Origin of the sequence: Bradyrhizobium sp. CCGB01 (genome assembly GCF_024199795.1) — a bacterium.
In the GTDB taxonomy this organism is placed as follows: Bacteria; Pseudomonadota; Alphaproteobacteria; order Rhizobiales; family Xanthobacteraceae; genus Bradyrhizobium.
Window position 1 is genome coordinate 4,840,149 of the sequence record NZ_JANADK010000001.1, and the last position, 21,554, is coordinate 4,861,702.

General features: G+C 64.4%; 21 protein-coding genes. 13 read left to right on the forward strand and 8 right to left on the reverse strand.

Annotated features, from left to right (window positions below):
• Positions 1 to 45: 45 nt before the first annotated feature.
• Entirely contained in the window at positions 46 to 1,299 is a 1,254-nt protein-coding gene (tyrS, locus tag NLM25_RS22215) for a tyrosine--tRNA ligase (protein WP_254138393.1), read from the reverse strand.
• Positions 1,300 to 1,463: 164 nt separating this feature from the next.
• Here tyrS and NLM25_RS22220 point away from each other — a divergent pair, with 164 nt between their 5' ends.
• The 3 genes from NLM25_RS22220 (at position 1,464) to NLM25_RS22230 (ending at position 3,675) form a co-directional block, all read left to right on the forward strand.
• On the forward strand, positions 1,464 to 2,567 hold the full coding sequence (locus NLM25_RS22220; RefSeq protein ID WP_254138394.1) for an anhydro-N-acetylmuramic acid kinase: 1,104 nt from the start codon (positions 1,464 to 1,466) through the stop codon (positions 2,565 to 2,567).
• Positions 2,568 to 2,663: 96 nt separating this feature from the next.
• Positions 2,664 to 3,341: a glutathione S-transferase family protein gene (locus tag NLM25_RS22225; RefSeq protein WP_254138395.1), complete on the forward strand. Its 678-nt coding sequence runs from the start codon at positions 2,664 to 2,666 to the stop codon at positions 3,339 to 3,341.
• A gap of 10 nt (positions 3,342 to 3,351) precedes the next feature.
• Positions 3,352 to 3,675, forward strand: a complete 324-nt coding sequence (locus NLM25_RS22230) for a multidrug efflux SMR transporter (RefSeq protein ID WP_254138396.1) — start codon at positions 3,352 to 3,354, stop codon at positions 3,673 to 3,675.
• A gap of 67 nt (positions 3,676 to 3,742) precedes the next feature.
• Here NLM25_RS22230 and NLM25_RS22235 read toward each other — a convergent pair whose 3' ends face one another.
• Entirely contained in the window at positions 3,743 to 4,390 is a 648-nt protein-coding gene (locus NLM25_RS22235) for an alpha/beta hydrolase (RefSeq protein WP_024337874.1), read from the reverse strand.
• A gap of 350 nt (positions 4,391 to 4,740) precedes the next feature.
• Positions 4,741 to 5,694 carry a LytTR family DNA-binding domain-containing protein gene (locus NLM25_RS22240; protein WP_254138397.1) on the reverse strand — a complete coding sequence of 318 codons (954 nt, stop codon included), beginning with the start codon at positions 5,692 to 5,694 and terminating at the stop codon, positions 4,741 to 4,743.
• Between the two features lie 44 nt (positions 5,695 to 5,738).
• Here NLM25_RS22240 and NLM25_RS22245 point away from each other — a divergent pair, with 44 nt between their 5' ends.
• The 9 genes from NLM25_RS22245 to NLM25_RS22285 all read left to right on the forward strand — a co-directional run bounded on the left by NLM25_RS22245 (position 5,739) and on the right by NLM25_RS22285 (position 14,596).
• Positions 5,739 to 6,944 (forward strand): acyltransferase family protein, encoded by a 1,206-nt coding sequence (locus NLM25_RS22245; protein WP_254138398.1) that lies wholly within the window; start codon positions 5,739 to 5,741, stop codon positions 6,942 to 6,944.
• A 51-nt stretch (positions 6,945 to 6,995) separates the two neighbouring features.
• Positions 6,996 to 8,135 carry a cysteine desulfurase family protein gene (locus NLM25_RS22250; RefSeq protein ID WP_254138399.1) on the forward strand — a complete coding sequence of 380 codons (1,140 nt, stop codon included), beginning with the start codon at positions 6,996 to 6,998 and terminating at the stop codon, positions 8,133 to 8,135.
• A 113-nt stretch (positions 8,136 to 8,248) separates the two neighbouring features.
• Positions 8,249 to 9,745, forward strand: a complete 1,497-nt coding sequence (sufB, locus tag NLM25_RS22255; protein WP_028144823.1) for a Fe-S cluster assembly protein SufB — start codon at positions 8,249 to 8,251, stop codon at positions 9,743 to 9,745.
• A 64-nt stretch (positions 9,746 to 9,809) separates the two neighbouring features.
• Positions 9,810 to 10,562 carry a Fe-S cluster assembly ATPase SufC gene (gene sufC, locus NLM25_RS22260; protein WP_018641709.1) on the forward strand — a complete coding sequence of 251 codons (753 nt, stop codon included), beginning with the start codon at positions 9,810 to 9,812 and terminating at the stop codon, positions 10,560 to 10,562.
• 11 nt (positions 10,563 to 10,573) lie between these two features.
• Positions 10,574 to 11,878, forward strand: coding sequence for a Fe-S cluster assembly protein SufD (gene sufD, locus NLM25_RS22265; RefSeq protein WP_254138400.1), 1,305 nt, complete (start codon positions 10,574 to 10,576; stop codon positions 11,876 to 11,878).
• On the forward strand, positions 11,875 to 13,122 hold the full coding sequence (locus NLM25_RS22270) for a cysteine desulfurase (RefSeq protein ID WP_254138401.1): 1,248 nt from the start codon (positions 11,875 to 11,877) through the stop codon (positions 13,120 to 13,122). Before sufD ends, NLM25_RS22270 begins: the two co-directional genes overlap by 4 nt.
• On the forward strand, positions 13,119 to 13,490 hold the full coding sequence (locus tag NLM25_RS22275) for an SUF system Fe-S cluster assembly protein (RefSeq protein WP_008558582.1): 372 nt from the start codon (positions 13,119 to 13,121) through the stop codon (positions 13,488 to 13,490). The genes NLM25_RS22270 and NLM25_RS22275 overlap by 4 nt, the downstream gene beginning before the upstream one ends.
• 49 nt (positions 13,491 to 13,539) lie before the next feature.
• Positions 13,540 to 13,938 (forward strand): iron-sulfur cluster assembly accessory protein, encoded by a 399-nt coding sequence (locus tag NLM25_RS22280; RefSeq protein WP_195798296.1) that lies wholly within the window; start codon positions 13,540 to 13,542, stop codon positions 13,936 to 13,938.
• A gap of 202 nt (positions 13,939 to 14,140) precedes the next feature.
• Positions 14,141 to 14,596: a TfoX/Sxy family protein gene (locus NLM25_RS22285; RefSeq protein ID WP_254138402.1), complete on the forward strand. Its 456-nt coding sequence runs from the start codon at positions 14,141 to 14,143 to the stop codon at positions 14,594 to 14,596.
• Between the two features lie 61 nt (positions 14,597 to 14,657).
• On the opposite strand, the gene fabA is transcribed toward NLM25_RS22285, so the two are convergent.
• From fabA to NLM25_RS22305, 4 genes are all read right to left on the reverse strand, one after another.
• Positions 14,658 to 15,191 carry a bifunctional 3-hydroxydecanoyl-ACP dehydratase/trans-2-decenoyl-ACP isomerase gene (fabA, locus tag NLM25_RS22290; protein ID WP_254141240.1) on the reverse strand — a complete coding sequence of 178 codons (534 nt, stop codon included), beginning with the start codon at positions 15,189 to 15,191 and terminating at the stop codon, positions 14,658 to 14,660.
• Between the two features lie 196 nt (positions 15,192 to 15,387).
• Complete coding sequence (locus NLM25_RS22295; protein ID WP_254138403.1) at positions 15,388 to 16,455, reverse strand: GGDEF domain-containing protein; 1,068 nt, start codon at positions 16,453 to 16,455, stop codon at positions 15,388 to 15,390.
• A 165-nt stretch (positions 16,456 to 16,620) separates the two neighbouring features.
• Complete coding sequence (locus NLM25_RS22300) at positions 16,621 to 18,138, reverse strand: DEAD/DEAH box helicase (RefSeq protein WP_254138404.1); 1,518 nt, start codon at positions 18,136 to 18,138, stop codon at positions 16,621 to 16,623.
• 300 nt (positions 18,139 to 18,438) lie between these two features.
• Positions 18,439 to 19,404, reverse strand: coding sequence for an AraC family transcriptional regulator (locus tag NLM25_RS22305; RefSeq protein ID WP_254138405.1), 966 nt, complete (start codon positions 19,402 to 19,404; stop codon positions 18,439 to 18,441).
• A gap of 209 nt (positions 19,405 to 19,613) precedes the next feature.
• Here NLM25_RS22305 and NLM25_RS22310 point away from each other — a divergent pair, with 209 nt between their 5' ends.
• The gene (locus tag NLM25_RS22310; RefSeq protein WP_254138406.1) at positions 19,614 to 21,128 is read left to right on the forward strand and encodes a caspase family protein; all 1,515 of its coding nucleotides are present in this window, start codon (positions 19,614 to 19,616) and stop codon (positions 21,126 to 21,128) included.
• Between the two features lie 55 nt (positions 21,129 to 21,183).
• Here NLM25_RS22310 and NLM25_RS22315 read toward each other — a convergent pair whose 3' ends face one another.
• The gene (locus NLM25_RS22315) at positions 21,184 to 21,471 is read right to left on the reverse strand and encodes a hypothetical protein (RefSeq protein ID WP_254124310.1); all 288 of its coding nucleotides are present in this window, start codon (positions 21,469 to 21,471) and stop codon (positions 21,184 to 21,186) included.
• Between the last annotated feature and the right edge of the window lie 83 nt (positions 21,472 to 21,554).

Below are 21,554 nucleotides of genomic sequence, written 5' to 3' on the forward strand. Positions count from 1 at the left end.
GAGCGCGCATCTGCGCGCCCTGACAAGCATCAAAAGCTCATACGCCTATGCAGGCCTGATGAGGACGTGCTTCTTCTTGCCGAAGGACAGCTTGATCACGCCCTCCGGCGTCAGATTGGCCGCCAGCAGCGCCATCTTCTCGTCGGTGACGGGCTCGTCGTTGACGCGCAGGCCGCCGCCCTTGATCTGGCGACGTGCCTCGCCGTTGGAGGCAACGAGCCCTGCCTTGACGAAGGCGTTGAGCACGCCGAGGCCGGCGTCCAGCTCACCGCGCGGAATTTCCACCGTCGGCAGGCTTTCGGCCAGCGCGCCTTCCTCGAAGGTGCGCCGCGCGGTTTCGGCTGCCTCGTTCGCCGCGTCGCGGCCGTGCAGCAGCGCGGTCGCCTCGGTGGCGAGCACCTTCTTGGCCTCGTTGATCTCCGAGCCGCCGAGCGCCTCGAGCTTCCTGATTTCGCCCATCGGCAGCGTCGTGAACAGTTTCAGGAATTTGCCGACGTCGGCGTCCTCGGTGTTGCGCCAGTACTGCCAGAAGTCGTAAGGCGAAAATTGATCGGCGTTGAGCCAGACCGCGCCTTGCGCGGTCTTGCCCATCTTCGCACCCGACGCCGTGGTCAGCAGCGGCGTCGTCAGCGCGAACAGTTGGTGCGTGCCCATGCGGCGGCCGAGATCGACGCCCATGATGATGTTGCCCCACTGGTCCGAGCCGCCCATCTGCAATTTGCAGCCGGTGCGCTTGGCCAGCTCGACGAAGTCGTAGGCCTGGCAGACCATGTAGTTGAACTCGATGAAGCTCATCTCCTGCTCGCGCTCGAGGCGTAGCCGCACGGAATCCATGGTCAGCATGCGGTTGACCGAAAAGTGCCGGCCGACGTCGCGCAGCATCTCGATCCAGTTGAGCTTGGTCAGCCACTCCGCATTGTCGAGCATGACGGCGTCGCTCTTGCCCTCGCCGTAGCGCAGCACCTTTGCGAACACGCCGCGGATCGATTCCTTGTTCGCCTCGATCTCGGCGACGGTGCGCATCGCGCGCGTCTCGTCCTTGCCGGAGGGATCGCCCACCATGGTGGTGCCGCCGCCCATCAGCGTGATCGGCTTGTTGCCGGACTGCTGCAGCCAGTGCAGCATCATCATGGTCAGATAGTTGCCGATGTGCAGCGACCGGGCGGTGCAATCGTAGCCGACATAGCAGGTCGCCTCGCCCTTGGCGGCGAGCGCGTCCAGCCCCTCGAAATCGGAGCATTGGTGGATGAATCCACGTTCCTGCAGGGTGTTGAGGAAATCCGATTTAAATGCAGTCATCTGTCGGCGTGCCTGACAATTCTTGGTTTACTGTTTTGGGAGCAATTTAAGGGTCTTCCGTGGGAACTCGATTGCCACCCGCCACTTTGCCTGTGGCATTATAAGATGTGTCCCTCTGGCACAAGATCGGCATGCCGGAGGGGGTCTCTTGAGGACGCTGATCCATGATGTTGACGGCACTCGGTTTGATGAGCGGCACCTCGCTGGACGGGGTGGATGTCGCGCTGATCGAAACCGACGGAAAGCAGGTGAAGGCGTTCGGACCGTCCGGCTACCGGCCCTATGGCCCTGCGGAGCGCAATGTGCTGCGCCAGGCGCTGAGCGAGGCCGTGCACCTGCCGCGACGCGATGCCCGTCCGGGTGTGCTCGCCGAGGCCGAGCGCGCGGTGACGCTGGCCCATGCCGAGGCTGTGGCTGCCTTCATCGCCCAGAACCGGATGAAGCCGGAGGACATCGACATCGTCGGCTTCCACGGCCAGACCGTGCTGCACCGCCCCGAGCGGCGGCTGACGGTGCAGATCGGCGATGCGCCGGCGCTGGCCAAGGCGATCCATATCCCCGTGATGCATGATTTCCGCGCCGCCGACGTCGAGGCGGGCGGGCAGGGCGCGCCGTTCGTGCCGGTCTACCATCGGGCGCTCGTCCAATCGCTGGAGCGGGAAGGGCCGATTGTTGTCGTCAATATCGGCGGCGTCTCCAACATCACCTATATCGACGGCAACGACACGCTGATCGCCTGCGACACCGGGCCCGGCAACGCGCTGCTCGACGACTTCATGTACCGCACCATGAACCAGGCGTTCGATGCGGAAGGAAAGTTCGCCGCACTCGGACAGGTCGACGAAGCCTGGATCGCGCGAGCGCTGGAGCTGCCGTTCTTCGCAAGCCCGCCGCCGAAATCGCTCGACCGCAACGACTTTGCTGCCTTGAGGCTTGGCGATGTCCAGCCGGCCGATGGCGCGGCGACGCTCACCGCTTTCACCGCGGCCGCAATCGCCCGCATCATTCCGTTGCTCCCGCGCCGGCCGCGGAGCTGGATCATCTGCGGCGGCGGCGCCCGCAACCTCACCATGCTGCGGATGCTGCGGGAGCGGGTGGGGTCGGCCACTGTCGAGGCCGCCGAGACGCTCGGATGGGCCTCCGATGCCATCGAGGCGCAGGCTTTCGGCTTCCTCGCCGCCCGCGGCTTGAAAGGCCTGCCGCTGTCCTATCCGGCTACCACGGGCGTGCCGATGCCGATGACCGGCGGGGTGATCGCGCGGCCCTGAGGTTCGGCTGATTGATGCAATTGCATTGATCTTGACAGGTGCATGCAAGTGCATCTATCTTGAGTGCAGTTGCATCAAACTGCCGGGATCTTGGTCATGACCGCTTCGCTCAAATTGATCAGCCACAAGCTTTGCCCCTACGTGCAGCGTGCCGTGATCGCCCTCAAGGAGAAGGGCGTTCCGTTCGAGCGGGTCGACATCGATCTCGCCAACAAGCCCGACTGGTTCCTGAAACTCTCGCCGCTCGGCAAGGTGCCGGTGCTGGTGGTGACGACCGACAAGGGCGAGGTCGCGCTGTTCGAGAGCAACGTGATCTGCGAGTACATCGAGGAGACGCAGTGCGGCGCGAGGCTGCATCCTGCGGATGCGCTAGAGCGTGCCGAGCACCGCGCCTGGATGGAGTTCGGCTCGGCGATCCTCGGCGACCTCTGGGGGCTGGAGACCACGACCGATCCGGCGACATTCGAAAGCAAGCGCCAGGCGCTGGCGGCGAAATTCGCGCGCGTCGAAGCCGCGCTCGGCGCGGGTCCCTATTTCGCGGGGCGTGCGTTCAGCCTGGTCGACGCGGTGTTCGCACCCGTCTTCCGCTATTTCGATCTGTTCGACGAGCTGACCGAGCTTGGCATCTTCAGCGATCTGCCGAAGGTGCGCGCGTGGCGGGCGGAGCTTGCAAAACGTCCTAGCGTCCGTACTGCGGTCGGCGCCGACTATCCGCAATTGCTGCGCGCCTTCCTCGTCCGTCACGACGCGCATCTGCTCAAGCTCGCGGCCTGAGCGCAGACCGATGTCGCAATCTGTGGCCTGGCTGATGCTGGTGATCGCAGGCCTGCTCGATGTCGGCTGGGCGATCTCGATGAAATATGCCGAAGGCTACACGCGGGTGGGCTGGAGCATCGTTTCGTTGCTGCTGCTCGCCGCCTTCGTTGTCTTGCTCGGGCGTTCCTTGAAGGTGCTCGAGGTCGGCGTCGCCTATTCGGTGTGGACCGGCATTGGCGCTGCTGGCACCTTCGTCATGGGCGTCGTGCTGTTCGGCGAGACCTTGAGCGCGATGAAGCTTGCGGGCATCGCGCTCGTCCTGATGGGGATCGCCGCGCTGAAGCTGGCTTAGGCGGCGCCCTCAATTTCGTAACCCGGATTTCGCTGCGCTTCATCCGGGCTACAAGACCTTGCGGGCCTTAGCGCACGTTGGCCAGACGCATGTCGAGATACGCCGTGATGGTTTCCATCAGCGGCTCGAGCTTGGCGTCGAAGAAGTGGTTGGCGCCGGGGATGATCTGCTGGTCGATCACGATGCCCTTCTGCGTCTTCAGCTTCTCGACCAGCGTGTTGACGTCCTTGGGCGGCACCACCGCGTCCTTCTCGCCATGCACGATGAGCCCAGAGGACGGGCAGGGCGCCAGGAACGAGAAGTCATAGAGGTTGGCCGGCGGCGCGATCGAGATGAAGCCCTCGACCTCGGGGCGGCGCATCAGAAGCTGCATGCCGATCCAGGCGCCGAAGGAGAAGCCGGCGACCCAGCAGGCGCGCGCTTCCGGATTGATGGTCTGCGCCCAGTCGAGCGCGGCGGCCGCATCCGACAATTCGCCAGTGCCGTGGTCGAACGAACCCTGGCTGCGGCCGACGCCGCGGAAGTTGAAGCGCAGCACCGAGAAGCCGCGATGCGCAAACGCGTAGTAGCACTGGTACACGATCTGATGATTCATCGTGCCGTGAAACTGCGGATGCGGATGCAGGATCATCGCAATCGGCGCGTTCTTCTGCTTGGCCGGGTGATAGCGGCCTTCGAGACGGCCGGCAGGGCCAGTGAAAATTACTTCAGGCATGGATGATCTCTGGATTGATTGGCTGGAGAGCGGGTCCTTGGCAATCAACCGATTGTGGCCTCATTGGCAGATGCCGACGAAAGCGCGAATGGAAGGGAGAGAAGGCGTGCGCCTCGCGGTGATGCGCAATTGGCGCGCGGTGACTTGACGGCCGCGTTCTAACATAGGCTGCGGGGCAAAAAGCAAGCATCTTCGACATCCGTCAATGGACTCAGGAGCTTAGCCGGTCATCCCGGTGTCACGCCAATAACGGTGTGGATCGAGCGGGGGGACGGTCAAGCTCGGCGCTGTTGCGGCAACCAATTGGAATCACGATTGATTATTGGTTGCCGGGCGATCCGGGAGGCGATTCACGCAGGCGCGGTGCGGCCTCCGAGCGAGGCGACCGCGGGCCGGTAGCGGCGGCTGCCCCCAAGCGTCTTGCCGGTGTCGAATGTGAGCTCGAAATCCCCTGACGGCTTGAAGTCCACGCCGCTCACTCGGTCCAGGTTGGCAAGCCTCGTCCGGTGAACGCGCACGATGGCGAAGCGGGCGAGCTCGCTTTCGGTCGCGGCAAGCGTCCCCCGGATCAGGTGCTGGGTGCCGTTGGCAAGGCTGTATTCGATGTAGTTGCCGGCGGAGGCGACCCACAGGATATCGCGCGGTGCGACACGAATGCGGCTGGTTCCGTCCCGGAGCCAGATCAGGTCGGGGGATGGTTGCTCCAGCGGAGCGGCCGGCATGGACAGGGCCGCGCGAGCCGCCTTTCGCAGCTCACGACGGCTTTCGATCAGCCAGAGCGTTGCCCCGATCAGCAATGCGGTCACCGCGTCCTTGCGGAACTCGTACAGGACCACCGCCAGCGAGAAATGGAAGTCGTAGGCGCTGCCGGCCAGCCAGAGCATGAATTTCCGGAGCCCGACCATGCCGGTGATGTGGAGGGCCGAGAAGCCGAGCAGGGCGACCGTACCGATTCCGATTTGCGCCGCCAGTCCCGTCGTCCGGCGCATGCGCCGAACGGACAGCATCAGGATCGGCACGAGCAACAGGATGACGATGATGCTCGTCAGCTCCCACAATAGTCGCCGGCCGACATCGCTGCTGTCACCGCGCCAGGCGGCGTCCTGTGCGCCGGAGAGCGCATTGACGATGCCGATGGCGAACGCGATGGCCGCAATCGCACCAAACGTCGTCCAGTCGCCGCCGTTGATCCCGGCGAGCCAACCGCTTGTCCCGGATGACGACGTCTCGTCCCCTCGCGGTCGGTTCTGATCCCAAACCGTCTCGACGCGCTCCGTTTCGGGAGCATTTTGGCCGTCAGTCATGGCCCGAAAACCGCGTTTGTCGTCCCGTCAAGGAGCAGAGAACCATGTCAGCACCGCAGCAAATTTCGACCTCGGAACGACGCATCGATCTGGACTGGGTGCGGATTTTAGCCTTCGGGCTCCTGATCTTCTACCACGTCGGCATGCTCTACGTGTCCTGGGGATTTCACATCAAGAGCGAGCACCGGCTGACCTGGCTGGAGCCGGTGATGCTGGTGCTCAATCCGTGGCGGCTGTCGCTGCTGTTCCTGGTCTCCGGGGTCGCCAGCCGCTTCATGCTGGGCAAGTTTCTGGGCAAGTACCGGCTCGCCGCCTTCGCGCGCGCCCGGTCCGCGCGGCTGCTGATCCCGCTGATCTTCGGCATGCTCGTGATCGTGCCGCCGCAGTCGTACCTCCAGATCGTCGAGAGCCTCGGCTATCCCGCAGGTTTTGCCGACTTCTACCTGCAGCACTATCTGGCGTTCAGCTCGCAGTTCTGTCCGAAGCCCTGCATCGTGCAGCCGACCTGGAACCATCTCTGGTTCATCGTCTATCTCTGGGTCTACACCATGGCCTTGGTTGGCGTGCTGTCCCTGTGGCCGGCGGCCGCGGACTGGATCGGCGAGAGGTTGGCGGCCGCGCTCGCCGGGCCGTGGCTGCTGGTGCTGCCGTGCCTGCTGTTTGCAGCCTGGCGGCTGTTCCTGTCGCCGATCTTCCCGTCGACGCATGCGCTGTTCGGCGACTGGTACAACCACGCGGACTATGCGACCGCGTTCCTGATCGGCTTCCTGCTTGCACGCGAGGACGGGATCTGGCGCGGCATCGAGCGGCAACGTTGGATGGCGCTGATGATTGCAGCCGCTTGCTTCGCCGCCTTCATCCTCATTTATGCCGGCTTGTTCCCGCGGTCGCCGATGCTGCGATGGTTCGCCGGCTCCGCCTATGGCTGCTACCAATGGGTCGCGATGGCCGCGGTCCTCGGTTTTGCGCGACGCCATTTGACGGCCGATGGCCCGGTGCGCCGCTATCTGACCGATGCGATCTTTCCCTATTACATCGTGCATCAGACCGCGATCATCATGATCGCGCACGCACTGCGGGGCAGCGGGCTTTCTGCCGGAAGCGAGGCCGCCGTCGTGATATCAGGCACCGCGCTGACCTGTGTGGTCAGTTACGAGATCGCGCGGCGCGTCGTCTGGCTGCGTCCGCTGTTCGGGCTGCGGACGGTGCCCCGTTCCGTCGCCGGGATCGCGCAGCAACAGCCGGCCTGATGTGCGGCGGCTGCCGATTGGCGCGATGGCAAAAGGTGCTAAGAGGGCGCCATGCCGAGCCGTGTCTATCTCGACTGGAATGCGACCACGCCGCTGCGCACCGAGGCGCGCGCAGCGATGCTGGCCGCTTACGATCTGATCGGCAATCCGTCCTCGGTTCATGCCGAGGGGCGCGAGGCGCGCCGGCTGGTCGAGGACGCCCGGGCCACGCTTTCGGCGGCCGTGGGCGCGCTGCCGCGCAACGTCGTCTTCACCTCCGCGGGCACCGAGGCCAACGCGCTGGCGCTGTCGCCGGGCCTGCGGGGCCGGTCCGGCGGCCCGGTTGAGCGGCTTCTGGTTTCGTCAGTGGAGCATGCGTCGGTGCTGTCAGGCGGCCGGTTCCCGGCCGACAAGATCAGCCAGATCCGGGTCACACGCGCCGGCGTCATCGACCTCGACCACTTGAACGCGCGGCTCGGCGACGGCCCGCCGGCCCTGGTTTCCATCATGGCCGCCAACAACGAGACAGGCGCAATTCAGCCGGTCGCGGAAGCTGCAGGGATCGTCCACGAGGCGGGGGGCCTCCTGCACGTCGATGCGATCCAGGCGCTGGGGAAAATCCCGTTCGATATTAAGGTTATAGGCGCGGACCTTGCGACCTTTTCTGCACACAAGATCGGCGGTCCCAAGGGCATCGGCGCACTGGTCGTGGCCGAGGGAATTGCCGGACTGGAGCCAGTGCTGCGGGGCGGCGGGCAGGAGCTGAACCGCCGCGCCGGAACCGAGAATGTCGCGGGCATCGCCGGATTCGGCGCCGCTGTGAAAGTGGCGCTTCAGGCTCTGCCGGAGGATGCGGAGCGCATGGCGACCCTCAGGGATCGCTTGGAAAATGGCATTCGCGCCATTGCGGGCGGGACGGTCTTCGCGGACGACGTGAAGCGGTTGCCCAACACGGTCCTGTTCACGGCGCCGGGCCTGAAGGCAGAGACCGCCGTGATCGGCTTCGACCTGGAAGGCGTCGCCGTCTCCTCAGGTTCCGCCTGTTCCTCCGGCAAGGTCCAGCCGTCCCACGTGCTGTCGGCTATGGGGTATGATGCCACCATTGCTCAGGGAGCGGTGCGTCTCAGTCTGGGCTGGTCCACGGAACCAGATGATATCAATAGGGCGTTAGAGGCTTGGCGAAAGCTTGGTAATACCCTACTTAGAGGCTAAGCGACGAAACACGGCTTGAACGGTTCTAAGCACGTGCTTTCCGCAGAAAAACATCGTAATAGTCGTTTGAGTTTGATCCACCGCGGTCCTTGAAACCGCGAGCGGAGGATGGAATGCCAGCCGTACAAGAGACGGTCGAGCGCGTGAAGCGCATCGACGTCGACCAGTATCGTTATGGGTTTGAGACCCTGATCGACTCCGAGAAGGCCCCCAAGGGGCTGTCGGAAGAGATCGTAAAATTCATCTCGCAGAAGAAGAACGAGCCCGCCTGGATGCTCCAGTGGCGGCTTGAGGCCTATCGGCGCTGGCTGACCATGACCGAGCCGACCTGGGCGCGCGTCGATTATCCCAAGATCGACTTCCAGGACCTCTATTACTACGCGGCGCCGAAGCCGAAGAAGACGGTCACCTCGCTTGACGAGATCGATCCGGAGATTCTCAAGACCTACGAGAAGCTCGGCATCCCCTTGCGGGAAGTCGCCATGCTCGAAGGCGTCGAGCCTAAGCCCGGCGAGGAAGACCCGGCCCGCCGCAAGATCGCGGTCGATGCGGTCTTCGACTCGGTTTCGGTTGCGACCACCTTCAAGGCGGAGCTGAAGAAGGCCGGCGTGATCTTCATGCCGATCTCGGAGGCGATCCGCGAGCATCCCGAGCTGGTGCAGAAATATCTGGGATCGGTGGTTCCGACCTCGGACAATTTCTACGCGACGCTGAACTCGGCGGTATTCTCGGACGGCTCGTTCGTCTACGTGCCGCCGGGCGTGCGCTGCCCGATGGAGCTGTCGACCTATTTCCGCATCAACGAGCGCAACACCGGCCAGTTCGAGCGCACGCTGATCATCGCGGACAAGGGGTCCTACGTCTCCTATCTCGAAGGCTGCACCGCGCCGCAGCGCGACGAGAACCAGCTTCACGCCGCCGTCGTCGAGCTCGTCGCGCATGACGACGCCGAGATCAAATATTCGACGGTGCAGAACTGGTATCCCGGCAACTCGGAAGGCAAGGGCGGCATCTACAACTTCGTCACCAAGCGTGGCGACTGCCGCGGCGACCGTTCCAAGATCTCCTGGACCCAGGTCGAGACCGGTTCGGCGATCACCTGGAAATATCCGAGCTGCATCCTGCGCGGTGACAATTCGAGCGGCGAGTTCTACTCGATCGCGATCTCGAACGGCTTCCAGCAGGTCGACTCGGGCACCAAGATGATTCACCTCGGCAAGAACACGTCGAGCCGGATCATCTCCAAGGGCATCGCCGCCGGCAAGTCGCAGAACACCTATCGCGGCCTCGTTACCGCGCATCGGAAAGCGACCGGCGCGCGCAACTTCACGGCCTGTGATTCCTTGTTGATCGGCGACAAATGCGGCGCGCACACCGTGCCGTACATCGAAGCCAAGAACTCCTCGGCGACGTTCGAGCACGAGGCGACGACCTCGAAGATCTCCGAAGACGTGCTGTTCTACTGCATCCAGCGCGGTCTTTCGCAGGAGGAGGCGGTCGGCCTCGTCGTCAACGGCTTCGTCAAGGACGTGCTTCAGCAGCTGCCGATGGAATTCGCGGTGGAAGCGCAGAAGCTGATCTCGATCTCGCTTGAAGGGTCGGTCGGCTGATCGCCGACCCCTAGCGGTGCGCTACGGCGCTCCATGCATCATTTTGAATAGACTGGACACCAAGATGGCTTTGCTTGAAGTGAAAGACCTCAAGGTTCGTGTCGAGGAGCGTGAGATCCTCCACGGGCTGACGCTGACCGTGAACGAGGGCGAGGTGCACGCGATCATGGGGCCGAACGGCTCCGGCAAGTCGACGCTCTCCCACGTCATCGCCGGCAAGCCCGGCTATGAGGTCACTGACGGCCAGATCCTGTTCAAGGGCGAGGATCTTCTGGAGATGGATCCCGACGAGCGCGCCGCCAAGGGCGTGTTTCTGGCGTTCCAGTACCCGGTCGAGATTCCCGGCGTGGCCACCATGACCTTCCTGCGCACCGCGCTGAACGCGCAGCGCAAGGCCCGCGGCGAGAGCGAATATTCGACCCCGGACTTCCTGAAGAAGGTCCGTGAGGTCTCGAAGTCGCTGAACATCCCGCAGGACATGCTCAAGCGCGGCGTCAATGTCGGCTTTTCCGGCGGCGAGAAGAAGCGCAACGAGGTGCTGCAGATGGCGCTGTTCGAGCCGAGCCTGTGCATCCTCGACGAGATGGATTCCGGCCTCGACATCGACGCGTTGCGCATCGCGGCCGACGGCGTCAATGCGCTGCGCTCGCCGGGGCGCGCGATGGTCGTGATCACCCACTATCAGCGGCTGCTCAACTACATCGTGCCCGATTTCGTGCACGTGATGTCGAAGGGCCGTGTCGTGAAGAGCGGCGGCAAGGATCTGGCGCTGGAACTGGAAGCGTCCGGCTATGCCCAGTTCGAGGATGCCGCGTAAGGAATTTTGCGATGAACGTTGCTGTGGCAAAGACCGGAAATGGCCGCGCGGTGAGCGATCTGTTCGCCAGCGCCGAGGGCCGCCTGCCGGGTTCGCCTTCCGTGATCGCGGCGCGCCGCGAGGCGTTCGAGAGCTATGAGCGTCTCGGCCTGCCGCACCGCCGGATCGAGGAATGGAAATACACCGACCTGCGCGCGCTGGTCGGCGAGGTGCTGCCGCTGGCAGCCGCACCCGATGCGGCTGCCCTGAAGCGCGCCGCGGACGCCGTGAAGGCGAATGCGATCGCCGGCGCTCGCAAGCTGGTGCTGGTCGACGGCGTATTCGCGGCCGATCTCTCCGACGTCAAGGCGTTGGCCTCTGACGTTGGCTTCAAGGCGTCGCGGGAGACGCTGGAAAAGGATGCCGGTCTCCTGAAGACCGCAGCCACCGATGCCGTGATCGCACTCAATGCCGCGATGGCGACCGACGGTGTCGTGCTTGATATCGCCGATGGCGCGCAGCTGTCCGCGCCGATCCAGATCATCCACATCGCGACCGCTGCTTCCGCGTCGGCCTTCACCCGTTCGCAGGTCGCGATCGGGAAGGGCGCTCGCGCCACTATCGTCGAGAGCTTCGTTGCGGCCGGTGCCACGGCCTACCAGGTCAACGACGCCGTGATCGTGACGGTCGGCGATGATGCCGACGTCGCGCATATTCGCCTGCTGGACGATGCGCCTGATGCGGTGAACGTGACCTCGCAGTTCGTCACCGTCGGCGCCAACGTGAAGTTCAATTTCTTCAACATGACCACGGGCGCAGCCGTGAGCCGTCTGCAGGGCTTCATCACGCTGGCAGGGGAGGGCAGCGAGCTCTCCGCCAACGGCGTGAACCTGCTGCAGAAAACCGAGCATGGCGACACCACGCTGGTGGTCGATCATGCCGTGCCGAACTGCGTCAGCCGCGAGGTGTTCCGCGCCGTGATCGACGACCGCGCCCATTCGGTGTTCCAGGGCCGCATCATCGTCCGTCCCGATGCCCAGAAGACCGACGGCAAGATGATGACCCGAGCCTTGCTGCTCTCGGACGAAGCCGAGGCCGACAACAAGCCGGAGCTCGAGATCTTCGCCGACGACGTCTCCTGCGGCCACGGTGCCACCGCCGGTGCGCTCGACGACAGCCTCCTGTTCTATCTGAAGGCGCGCGGTCTGCCGGAGAAGCAGGCTCAGGCGCTGCTGATCCAGGCCTTCGTCGGCGAGGCGATCGAGCAGATCGCCGATGACGGCTTGCGCGAGCATGTGATCGGCATTGCCGAGCGCTGGCTGGAGCGTCGGTCATGAGCACGCATCCGGCGGTCAAGAACGGGGCCTATGACGTGGCCCGCGTGCGCCAGGACTTTCCGGCGCTCGCGATGCAGGTCTACGGCAAGCCGCTGGTGTATCTCGACAACGCCGCGTCCGCGCAGAAGCCGCAAGTCGTGCTCGACCGCATGACGCAGGCCTATACGAGCGAATACGCCAATGTGCATCGCGGCCTGCATTACCTCGCCAATGCCGCGACCGAAGCCTATGAGGGCGGTCGCACCAAGGTGGCGCAGTTCATCAACGCGCCCCGCACTGAGGAAGTGATCTTCACCCGCAACGCGACGGAGGCGATCAATCTGGTCGCATCGTCCTGGGGCGAACCGAACATCAAGGCGGGCGACGAGATCGTCATCTCGATCATGGAGCACCACTCCAACATCGTGCCCTGGCATTTCCTCAGGGAACGTCATGGCGCGGTGATCAAATGGGCGCCGGTCGACGACGAGGGCAACTTCCTCGTCGATGAATTCGAGAAGCTGCTGACGCCGAAGACCAAGCTGGTCGCGATCACGCAGATGTCGAACGCGCTCGGAACCATCGTTCCGGTCAAGGACGTCGTGAAGATCGCCCATGCGCGCGGCATCCCCGTGCTGGTCGACGGCAGCCAGGGTGCGGTGCATCTGCCTGTCGACGTCCAGGATCTCGGCTGCGATTTCTATGTCTTCACCGGCCACAAGGTCTACGGGCCGACCGGCATCGGCATCCTCTGGGCCAAGTACGACCACCTCGTCGCGATGCGCCCCTATAACGGCGGCGGCGAGATGATCCGCGAGGTCTCGCGCGACGTCGTCACCTATGGCGATCCCCCGCACAAATTCGAGGCGGGCACGCCCGCGATCGTCGAGGCCGTGGGCCTGGGAGCTGCCATCGACTACGTCAATTCGATCGGTAAGGAGCGCATCGCCGCGCACGAGGCCGATCTCACGGCCTACGCCCAGGAGAAGCTGCGCGAGATCAACTCGCTGCGGCTGATCGGCACGGCCCGCGGCAAGGGCCCGGTGATCTCCTTCGAGCTCAAGGGCGCCCACGCCCATGACGTCGCCACCGTGATCGACCGCCAGGGCATCGCGGTGCGCGCCGGCACCCATTGCGTGATGCCGCTTTTAGAGCGGTTCAACGTGACGGCCACCTGCCGGGCCTCGTTCGGCATGTATAATACGCGGGAAGAAGTCGATCATCTGGCACAGGCGCTCTTGAAGGCGCGGGATTTGTTCGCATGAGTGACACGGCCGAAATCAAAGCCAATCCGATGGAGACCCAGTCGGCGCTGCCGCCTGAGGAGACCGAGCGTCTCACCACCGAGATCATTGCGGGGCTCAAGACCGTGTTCGATCCGGAAATTCCGGCCGACATTTACGAGCTCGGCCTGATCTACAAGGTCGAGATCAAGGACGACCGTTCGGTCGACGTCCAGATGACGCTGACGACGCCGAACTGCCCGGCCGCCGGCGAGCTGCCGACCATGGTCGAGAACGCGGTCGCCAGCGTCCCCGGCGTCGGCGTGGTCGACGTCAAGGTCGTCTGGGAGCCGCCGTGGTCGCCCGAGCGCATGAGCGACGAGGCCCGCCTCGTGCTCAACATGTGGTGACGGTCTCAGCTCGCATTGAATTCGCTCCGCAACGGACCACATAAATAACATGACCCAGGCGACACCAGCTTCGACACCAAAGCCCCGGCGCCCCCGCCCGCAGGTGATGCGGCTGACGGATGCCGCAGCGCAGCGCATCAGCGAGCTGACGCAGCGCGCGGACTCCGAGATCGTGGGCTTGCGCGTCGGCGTGAAAAACGGCGGCTGCGCCGGCCAGTCCTACACGGTCGAATACGCCCACGATGTCCGCCCGACCGACGAGGTCGTCGAGGACAAGGGCGTCAAGATCCTGGTCGATCCCAAGGCCGTGCTGTTCCTGCTCGGCACCGAGATGGACTACAAGGCCGACAAGATGCAGGCCCAGTTCGTCTTCAACAACCCCAACCAGATCTCTGCCTGCGGCTGCGGCGAGTCGGTCGAGCTGCGCCCCGCCAAGATCGACGGGTAAGCTTGGCTCTTGCCACTCACACCGCTGTCGTCCCTGCCTAGTGCGCAATTGCGCACGGGGCGCAGGGACCCATACCGCGTGATCTCGCGATGATGGGCGGTTTTCGTACCGACGCTGGTACGACGAACAGTCTTCGCTAAACTTCTCTCTGTGGCTATGGGTCCCTGCTTTCGCAGGGACGACACTGGGAGAGAGTTGGGCCATGGACCGCGAATTCCTGATTGACCTGTTCGCCGATTTCGGCCCCGTCACCATCCGCAAGATGTTCTCCGGCCACGGTATCTCCGTCGACGGCGTCAACTTCGCGCTCGCCTTGCGCGCCGGCCTGTTCTTCCGTGCCGATGAGGCGACCATCCCGGACTTTGAAGCCGAAGGCTCAAAGCCGTTCCAGTATTCGACCCGCGCCAAGACCGTGCTGGTGAACTCTTACTGGGAGCTGCCGGCGCGGCTGTTCGACGATTCCGAGGAGCTTGCGCAATGGGCGAGGGCGGCCCTCGCCGCAGCCCAGCGCGCCAAGGTGAAGAAACGGCCCAAGGGCAAGAAAGCGGCGGCGAAGAAGGCGGAGCGGAAGAAGCCTGTCGCCAAGAAGCGGCCGGTCAAGAAAGCAGTCAAGAAGAAGGTTCGCAGGGTGGGCAAAGCGAAGCGTGCCCACCGTTAAGGTCGTCGTGTGGAGAGATGTTGGGCACGGCGCTACGCGCCTTTGCCCGGCCTACGGCCCTTCAATCCACGGCCTTGGTCAGGCCAACTCTCATGTCCTTGGCCACGAAGACGCACACATCATCGGCAAGCACGCGACCGTCGGCAATTCCGAGCACCAGCTTGCCGCGCCGGACCTGGCGCATGGCGACCTCGTAGCGTACGCGCCGCATGTCCGGTGTGATGGATCCCGTGACCTCGACCTCGCCGACACCGATGGCGCGGCCCTTGCCCGGTGAGCCCGACCAGCCGAGCCAATAGCCGATCACCTGCCACATGGCGTCGAGCCCCAGAGACGCCGGCATCATCGGGTCGCCGCGATAAAGGCAATCGAAGAACCAGTGTCCGGGCGCGATGTCGAGCTCGCCGACGATATGGCCCTTGCCGAACTCGCCGCCGTCCAAGCTGATCTCAGTGATGCGGTCCATCATCAGCATCGGGGGCGCCGGCAATTGCGCATTGCCCGGCCCGAAATAGCCGCCCTCGCTCGATCTCAGCAGTTCGTCCCTGGTGTAGGACGGTTGCGGTGTGTGAAAGTCGTGGGGGTTGTTGGGCACGACGACGACGTCCTTTGCAGGGGGCAGGCGGCCAATATTGTCGTGTCGGATGTTGTCCGCCACGGCAGAATGTCAAGCTGCGGTGCCGTAGGGTGGGCAAAGCGGAGCGTGCCCACCAACGAACTTTGACTCACCGGAAGTATTCGTGGGCACGGCGCTATGCGCCTTTGCCCATCCTACGGCAGTCGGTGAAAAGCTACGCCACCCGGCTGTGCGACTCGATGGCGAATTCCGGATCGGCCTCGCAGATCACGCGGTTGCGGCCGTTGCGCTTGGCGGCATAGAGGCAGGCATCCGCGCGTTCGATCAGCGCGTCGGTGTCGTCGCCCGGCTTCAACATCGAAACGCCGACGGAGATGGTGACGCGGCCAAGGATCTCGCCGGTCGATTTCTTCTTCAATTCCTTCGCCATCACGGCGCGGCGGATGTGATCGGCCACGGTAAGCGCCTGGCGTAGCGCCGTGTTGGGCAGCAGGACCGCGAACTCCTCGCCGCCATAGCGCGCGGTGATGTCCTGTCCCTTGATGGTTTGCTTCATGGACAGGCCGACCAGGCGCAGGACCTGGTCGCCGGTGAGGTGGCCGTAGGAATCGTTGAACGACTTGAAATGATCGATGTCGAACAGCAGCAGGGACAGCGGCTCGCCCGAGGCGAGCGCGCTCTGCACGGCCATGCCGATCATGCGGTCGAAATATTTGCGATTGCCAAGCCCCGTAAGCGGATCGGTCAGGCTCTCGGCGCGGATCGCCTCCAGGCTCTGCTGGAGATTGCTGATCTCGTTCCTGGACAGCGTCAGCCGGTCTTCGAGCGCCTTGTTGGTCTCGCGCATCTCGCTGGTCGAACGCAGCAGCGTCTCGACGATCGACTTGATCTGGTCGCGGCTCTTGGCCGACGACAGTTTCTCGGTCGCGCCCGACAGGCTGGCATCGTAGGAGCCGGTCACACCGAGCGCTTCGCTCAGCACCTTCATCACGTCGTCGATCTCGCCGATGACGCGTGCGCCGACCTTGTCGATGCGGTCGGTGGTCTTGATGTGGGAAAGATAGGTCTCGTAGATCTGCTCGAGATCGCCTTCGGTCAGCTTGCCGTGGCGCGCCAGAGTCTCGTTGATGATCTTGTTGAGCGGTGCGTTGTAGCCAGTGGCGTAGACGTACCAGATCTCGTAATTGCGGGGAATTGCAGTCTGTCGAAGCGAACGGATCTGACCGAGAGCCACTTCGGCGAACGCCATCGTGCGTTCGTGTTCGTCGAGCACCTTGACCACGGAACATACCCCACAGCGGTCGATGCGCCGTCGACCGCAGCAATGCTTAAATTATGTTCGTAGGCTAACGGACGATCGTGAACGCCGTGTAAACAGACGTTCGCGAATGCATCAGAAAAAGTGTGAAGCGGCTCTACTCAACCGGACCTGACGTGCGCCGGCGCGTCAGGCGCCGGCGGGAGAACGCACTGGCCGGAGCAGAAACGCCGGAAGGTGCGAGTGATCGCCGGGCTCGGTATCGACCTCGCGCTGGCGACGCGGTTCGGGGCGGCCGATCGACGGGACATGCGATGCATTGGCCTGCTGGCGCGAGCCATGACGCGGCTCGGATGCTTGCCTGGCTTCACGCGGAGGCCTCGCCTCGCGTGCGGGCTTCGCCTCGGCTGCGGGGCGTGCTTCAGAAGCATGTCTCGCCTCGCCACGGGCCTCGCGCGGCTCGTGGCTGCGCTCACGGTCGCGACCGCCGCGCTGCGGCTTGCCGCGTCCGCCGCGCGAACGCTCCCGGCCGCGCTGCTCGCGCGGGCGCTCGGTCGCATCGCCGGCCTCAGTGTGGATCGCGTAATCGCCCTCGGCGCGCGGAATGCTCTGGCCGATCAGCTTCTCGATCGCGACCATCGACTTCTGGTCGAGCGGCGTGACGATCGAGATCGCGGTACCGGTGCGGCCGGCACGGCCGGTGCGGCCGACGCGATGGACATAGTCGTCCGGATGATGGGGGACGTCGAAATTGAAGACGTGGCTGACTTCGGGAATGTCGAGGCCGCGGGCGGCGACGTCGGAGGCGACCAGCAGCGGCAGCTCACCCTTGCGGAATTGTTCGAGCGCCGCCATGCGGGCCGGCTGGTCCATGTCGCCGTGCAGCGCGCCGACGCTGAAGCCGTGCTTCTGGAGCGATTTGTGAACGATCGCGACCTCGCGCTTGCGATTGCAGAAGATGATCGCGTTCTTGAGATCCTTGGCCTCGCGCAGCAGGCGGCGAAGCAATTCGCGCTTCTCATGCGCCTCGCGCCCCGCGGGCACCTGTGACTGCGTGACGGTCACGGCGGTGGTGGCGGGCTTGGAGACCTCGACCTTCTGCGGATTATGCAGGAAGGTCTCGGTGATGCGCCGGATTTCCGGCGGCATGGTCGCGGTGAAGAACAGGGTCTGCCGGGTGAACGGGACGAGCTTGCAGACGCGCTCGATGTCGGGAATGAAGCCCATGTCCAGCATGCGGTCGGCTTCGTCGATGACCAGCAGCTCGACGCCGGTGAGCAGGAGGCCGCCGCGCTCGGTGTGGTCGAGCAGGCGGCCGGGGGTGGCGATCAGCACGTCGACGCCGCGCGTCAGCTTGGCATCCTGGTCGCCGAAGGAAACGCCGCCGATCAGCAGCGCGACGTTGAGCTTCTGGCCGGCGCCGTAGCGGTCGAAGTTTTCCTTCACCTGCGCCGCGAGCTCGCGGGTCGGCTCGAGGATCAGCGTGCGCGGCATGCGCGCCCGGGCTCTGCCCTTCTCGAGAATGGTGAGCATCGGCAGCACGAAGGCCGCGGTCTTGCCGGTGCCGGTCTGGGCGATGCCGAGCACGTCCTTGCGTGCGAGGACGTGGGGGATCGCCTGTTCCTGAATGGGGGTGGGGTTTGTGTAACCGGTGGCCGCCACTGCGGCGAGGACTTTTTCGGACAGTCCGAGATTTGAAAAGGACATTGAGCCTCTGGTCGAAACCGCCGTTCGGAATCGAGGGTAATTAAGGCTGTCGCGTTCCACCCCGAAACGGCGCGCTCTCAAAGAAGCTGGGGGTGCTGACTCACGCGAACAAAGCGCCAGGCTCAGGAATCGGTCTTCGATCTGAGCCGCGTCGACCCGGAACATAGGCAGGAATCGGCCAAAGTCAATGGAGCGGGCGCGGGAAGGCCCTAAAAAACCTGAGGTTTTTGCCCAAATAGCGGGTCCGGCTCGGCTTTTCCGCCTCGTCCGTTGGCCGGTGACATCCCGCCGGAGGGACGGCTAGCGCCGTTCTGGGCCCTGGGCCCGGAAGTCGCCGGGGGCCATCCCGTAGGCGGCGTTGAAGACCCGGTAATAGGTCGCCAGGCTCTCGAAGCCGCAGGAGGCTGCGATGTCGGCGATGAGCCGGTCCGGCGCCTCGCGCATCAGGCGGCGGCTCTGCTTCAGGCGTTCCTCCGTCACGGTCTGCGAAAAACTCTTCGCCGCGGTCTCGAACAGCATGTGCAGGTGACGCACGGACACGCCGAGCAGGTCGGCCACCATCGTCGGCGCCAGACCGGGGTCTTGGAGGTGGCGTGCGATCAGGCGCCGCGCCTGCGAGAGCCGGGCGGTCCGCAGCGCGGCCTGCCCCAGACGGCTGCCGGGCCGCACGATGCCGCGCTCGATCAGGGCCAGATGGGCGAGGGCCTGGACCAGCGAAGTCGCATCAAGGGCGCCGTCATCGTTAGCGGCGGCCTCGCCGAGATCGGCGAAGCAGGCGCCGAGCAGGGGCGCCAGGCCGGGATCGTCGAACGTCCGGGGCGCAAGCTCGTGCAGGCGCTTGTCCTGCGTTGTCAGGCCGCTCACGGGGATCTTCAGGATGCGCAGGTGGAAGCCCCCTGCGCCGAGCGGGGCGGTGCGGTAGGGCTGGTCGGTGTGGCTGGTGGCAAAGCTGCCATTGGCGATCGCGAAGTCGCTTGCGCGCATGCCGCCGAACCAGCCGCCGCTGCCGAGTTGCTGGTAGACGCAGATGCTGTCACCTGGTGCGTAGGCGATGTCGGACGTGCTGCGCTCGACCGTGTAGTGCGAAGCCTTCAGTTCGACGAGGCCGGCGCCGCCGAGCTGGCGCAGCGAGAATTCGCCGTAGAAATCGCCGCGCCGCTCGCGCTCGAGTTCCGCTGTGACGCCGAACAGACCCTTGGCGCGGACCTCGCGCCAATAGTCGAAGCGGTCATGCGGCTCGACCTCGTCGGTACACCAGCGATACACGGCAGCCCCCGCTTGCGGCGCAATTGCCCAGGGTCCAAGAAAAAGCAGATTCCAGCGGAATCTGCCATAGTCCAGACGACGGAACCGGGACTGCAAGGCCGTTGAACCGTCGATATGGCTGGGCCGACTATCACATCAGCGCCAGGGGGGCCAATGAACGACTGTTCGAGGGAACCGGCGAATGGCCATTCTGCAACGGGAATCTTGCGATGACGCGTCGGCTTTTCAGAATTCTGGCGGCCCTTGGCCTTGCGGTGGGACTCAGCGGCTTCGCGCTTCCCGCGCAAGCCGAGAAGCGCGTTGCCCTCGTCGTCGGCAACAACGACTACAGGAACGTTCCTAAACTGCTCAAGGCGGTCAACGACGCCCGCACCATGGGCGATACGCTGAAGCAGCTCGGCTTCTCGGTGATGGTCGCCGAGAACCAGAGCCGGCAGCAATTCTCCGAGACGCTGCTCGCCTTCGACAGGGCGATCGAGCCCGGCGACACCGCATTCTTCTTCTACGCCGGCCACGGCTTCGAGATCGCGGGCCAGAACTACCTCCTGCCGACCGACGTCCCGGCGGCGACGGAAGGGCAGGAAGAGCTGGTGCGCGACGCGTCGATCCTGGCCGACCGCATCGTCGAGCGCCTTCAGAACAAGAAGGCGCGCACGTCGATCCTGGTGTTCGACGCCTGCCGCAACAATCCGTTCGAGCGCAAAGGCACCCGCGCGGTCGCCGGCGGCGGCGGGCTCGCGCCGATGATGCAGCTGCCCGAAGGCGTTTTCTCGGTGTTTTCCGCAGGTCCGCGCCAGACCGCGCTTGATCGCCTCTCCAACGACGACGCCAATCCCAATTCGGTGTTCACGCGCACCTTCGCCAAGGAACTGCTCCAGCCCGGCGAGAACCTCGTGCAGGTGGCGCAGCGCACCCGCCGTCTCGTCAGCGAGATGGCCGACACCGTCAAGCACCGGCAGGTGCCGGTCTATTTCGACCAGATGGTCGACGACGTTTTCTTGAGCGGCATTGCCAAGGACACGGCTGCGCGCCCGGCCGAACCGGCGCCGCAGCAGCTCGCGGCGCTGCCGCCGGTGTCGGTGCCGCGTGTGCCCAAGGAAGAAACCACCAACGCGCCGATCGCGAGCTTCTCGCGCCACAATGGCGGCTGGAGCGTGGTGTTCTCCTTCGCCGACCCGACGCTTGGTATCTCCTGGCGCATGGCCGGCAAGGGCGATTTCCGCGAGACTGGTTTCATCGACACGCTCGATCCGCGCACCCGCAAGCGGATGCCGAACCCGTCGATCGAGCTGCCGCCTGACGCGCAGGCCGGCACGATCGAGGTTCGTTATGTCGACCAGTCCGGTGACATGCAGGGGCCATTCCCGATCAGGTTCGATCCCGAGGCCGCGCTGATCCGCGACCAGCGCAAGATCCTCGACATGACGGCGACGAGCTGGCTGTCATTCCGCGAGTTCAACGGGCTGCTGGTCTACTACACGCACCTCGTCTCGTATCGCTGCGCGATCCGCGAGGTGCGCATCGGCATCGACTCCGCGGTGCCCAACCAGGTGCTGAAGATGCCGGGCTGCGATATGCGCGACCCCAGCGCGATCTCGGCCGGCATGCCGCTCTACATGAAGCTCGCCCCGGCCACGCAGTTCGTCTCGGTAGAACTGACTTATCGCGACGGCAGCGTGTCGGAGATCAAGAGTTTTCGGACGGTGAACCGCAGCAACAATTGAGCGGTCTGCATTCCGTTGATGCATGGGGCGGCGAGTTCAGTTCCCGCGAGGAACTTCACTCGCCGCGACGCTTTCCGATGAAGCGCTTGATGGAGTCGATTGCCTCCATCAAGGGGGGCGCCAGCGAGAAGAACGTCCCCATGGCGATCGAGATGATGACGTGGCGAAGCAGGAACTTCTCCTGCTCCTCGAACGGATAGCCGTTCTGGTCGATCCGCACCGGCGCGAGTGTTCCGGAATCGTGCGGATCCGACTTCCGCGGCTTGCGCGGCGGCAGCATGATCACGACAAAAAGTACGTTGATCAGCAGCCAAATGCCAAGCAGGATCAGTATGGTGTGCAACACTAGTTCATCCTGAAATCAATCGAAATCATCAGCAACGCTACCGGCCATTCGGCAATGCGGCAAACCAAATCCGGCTTGTT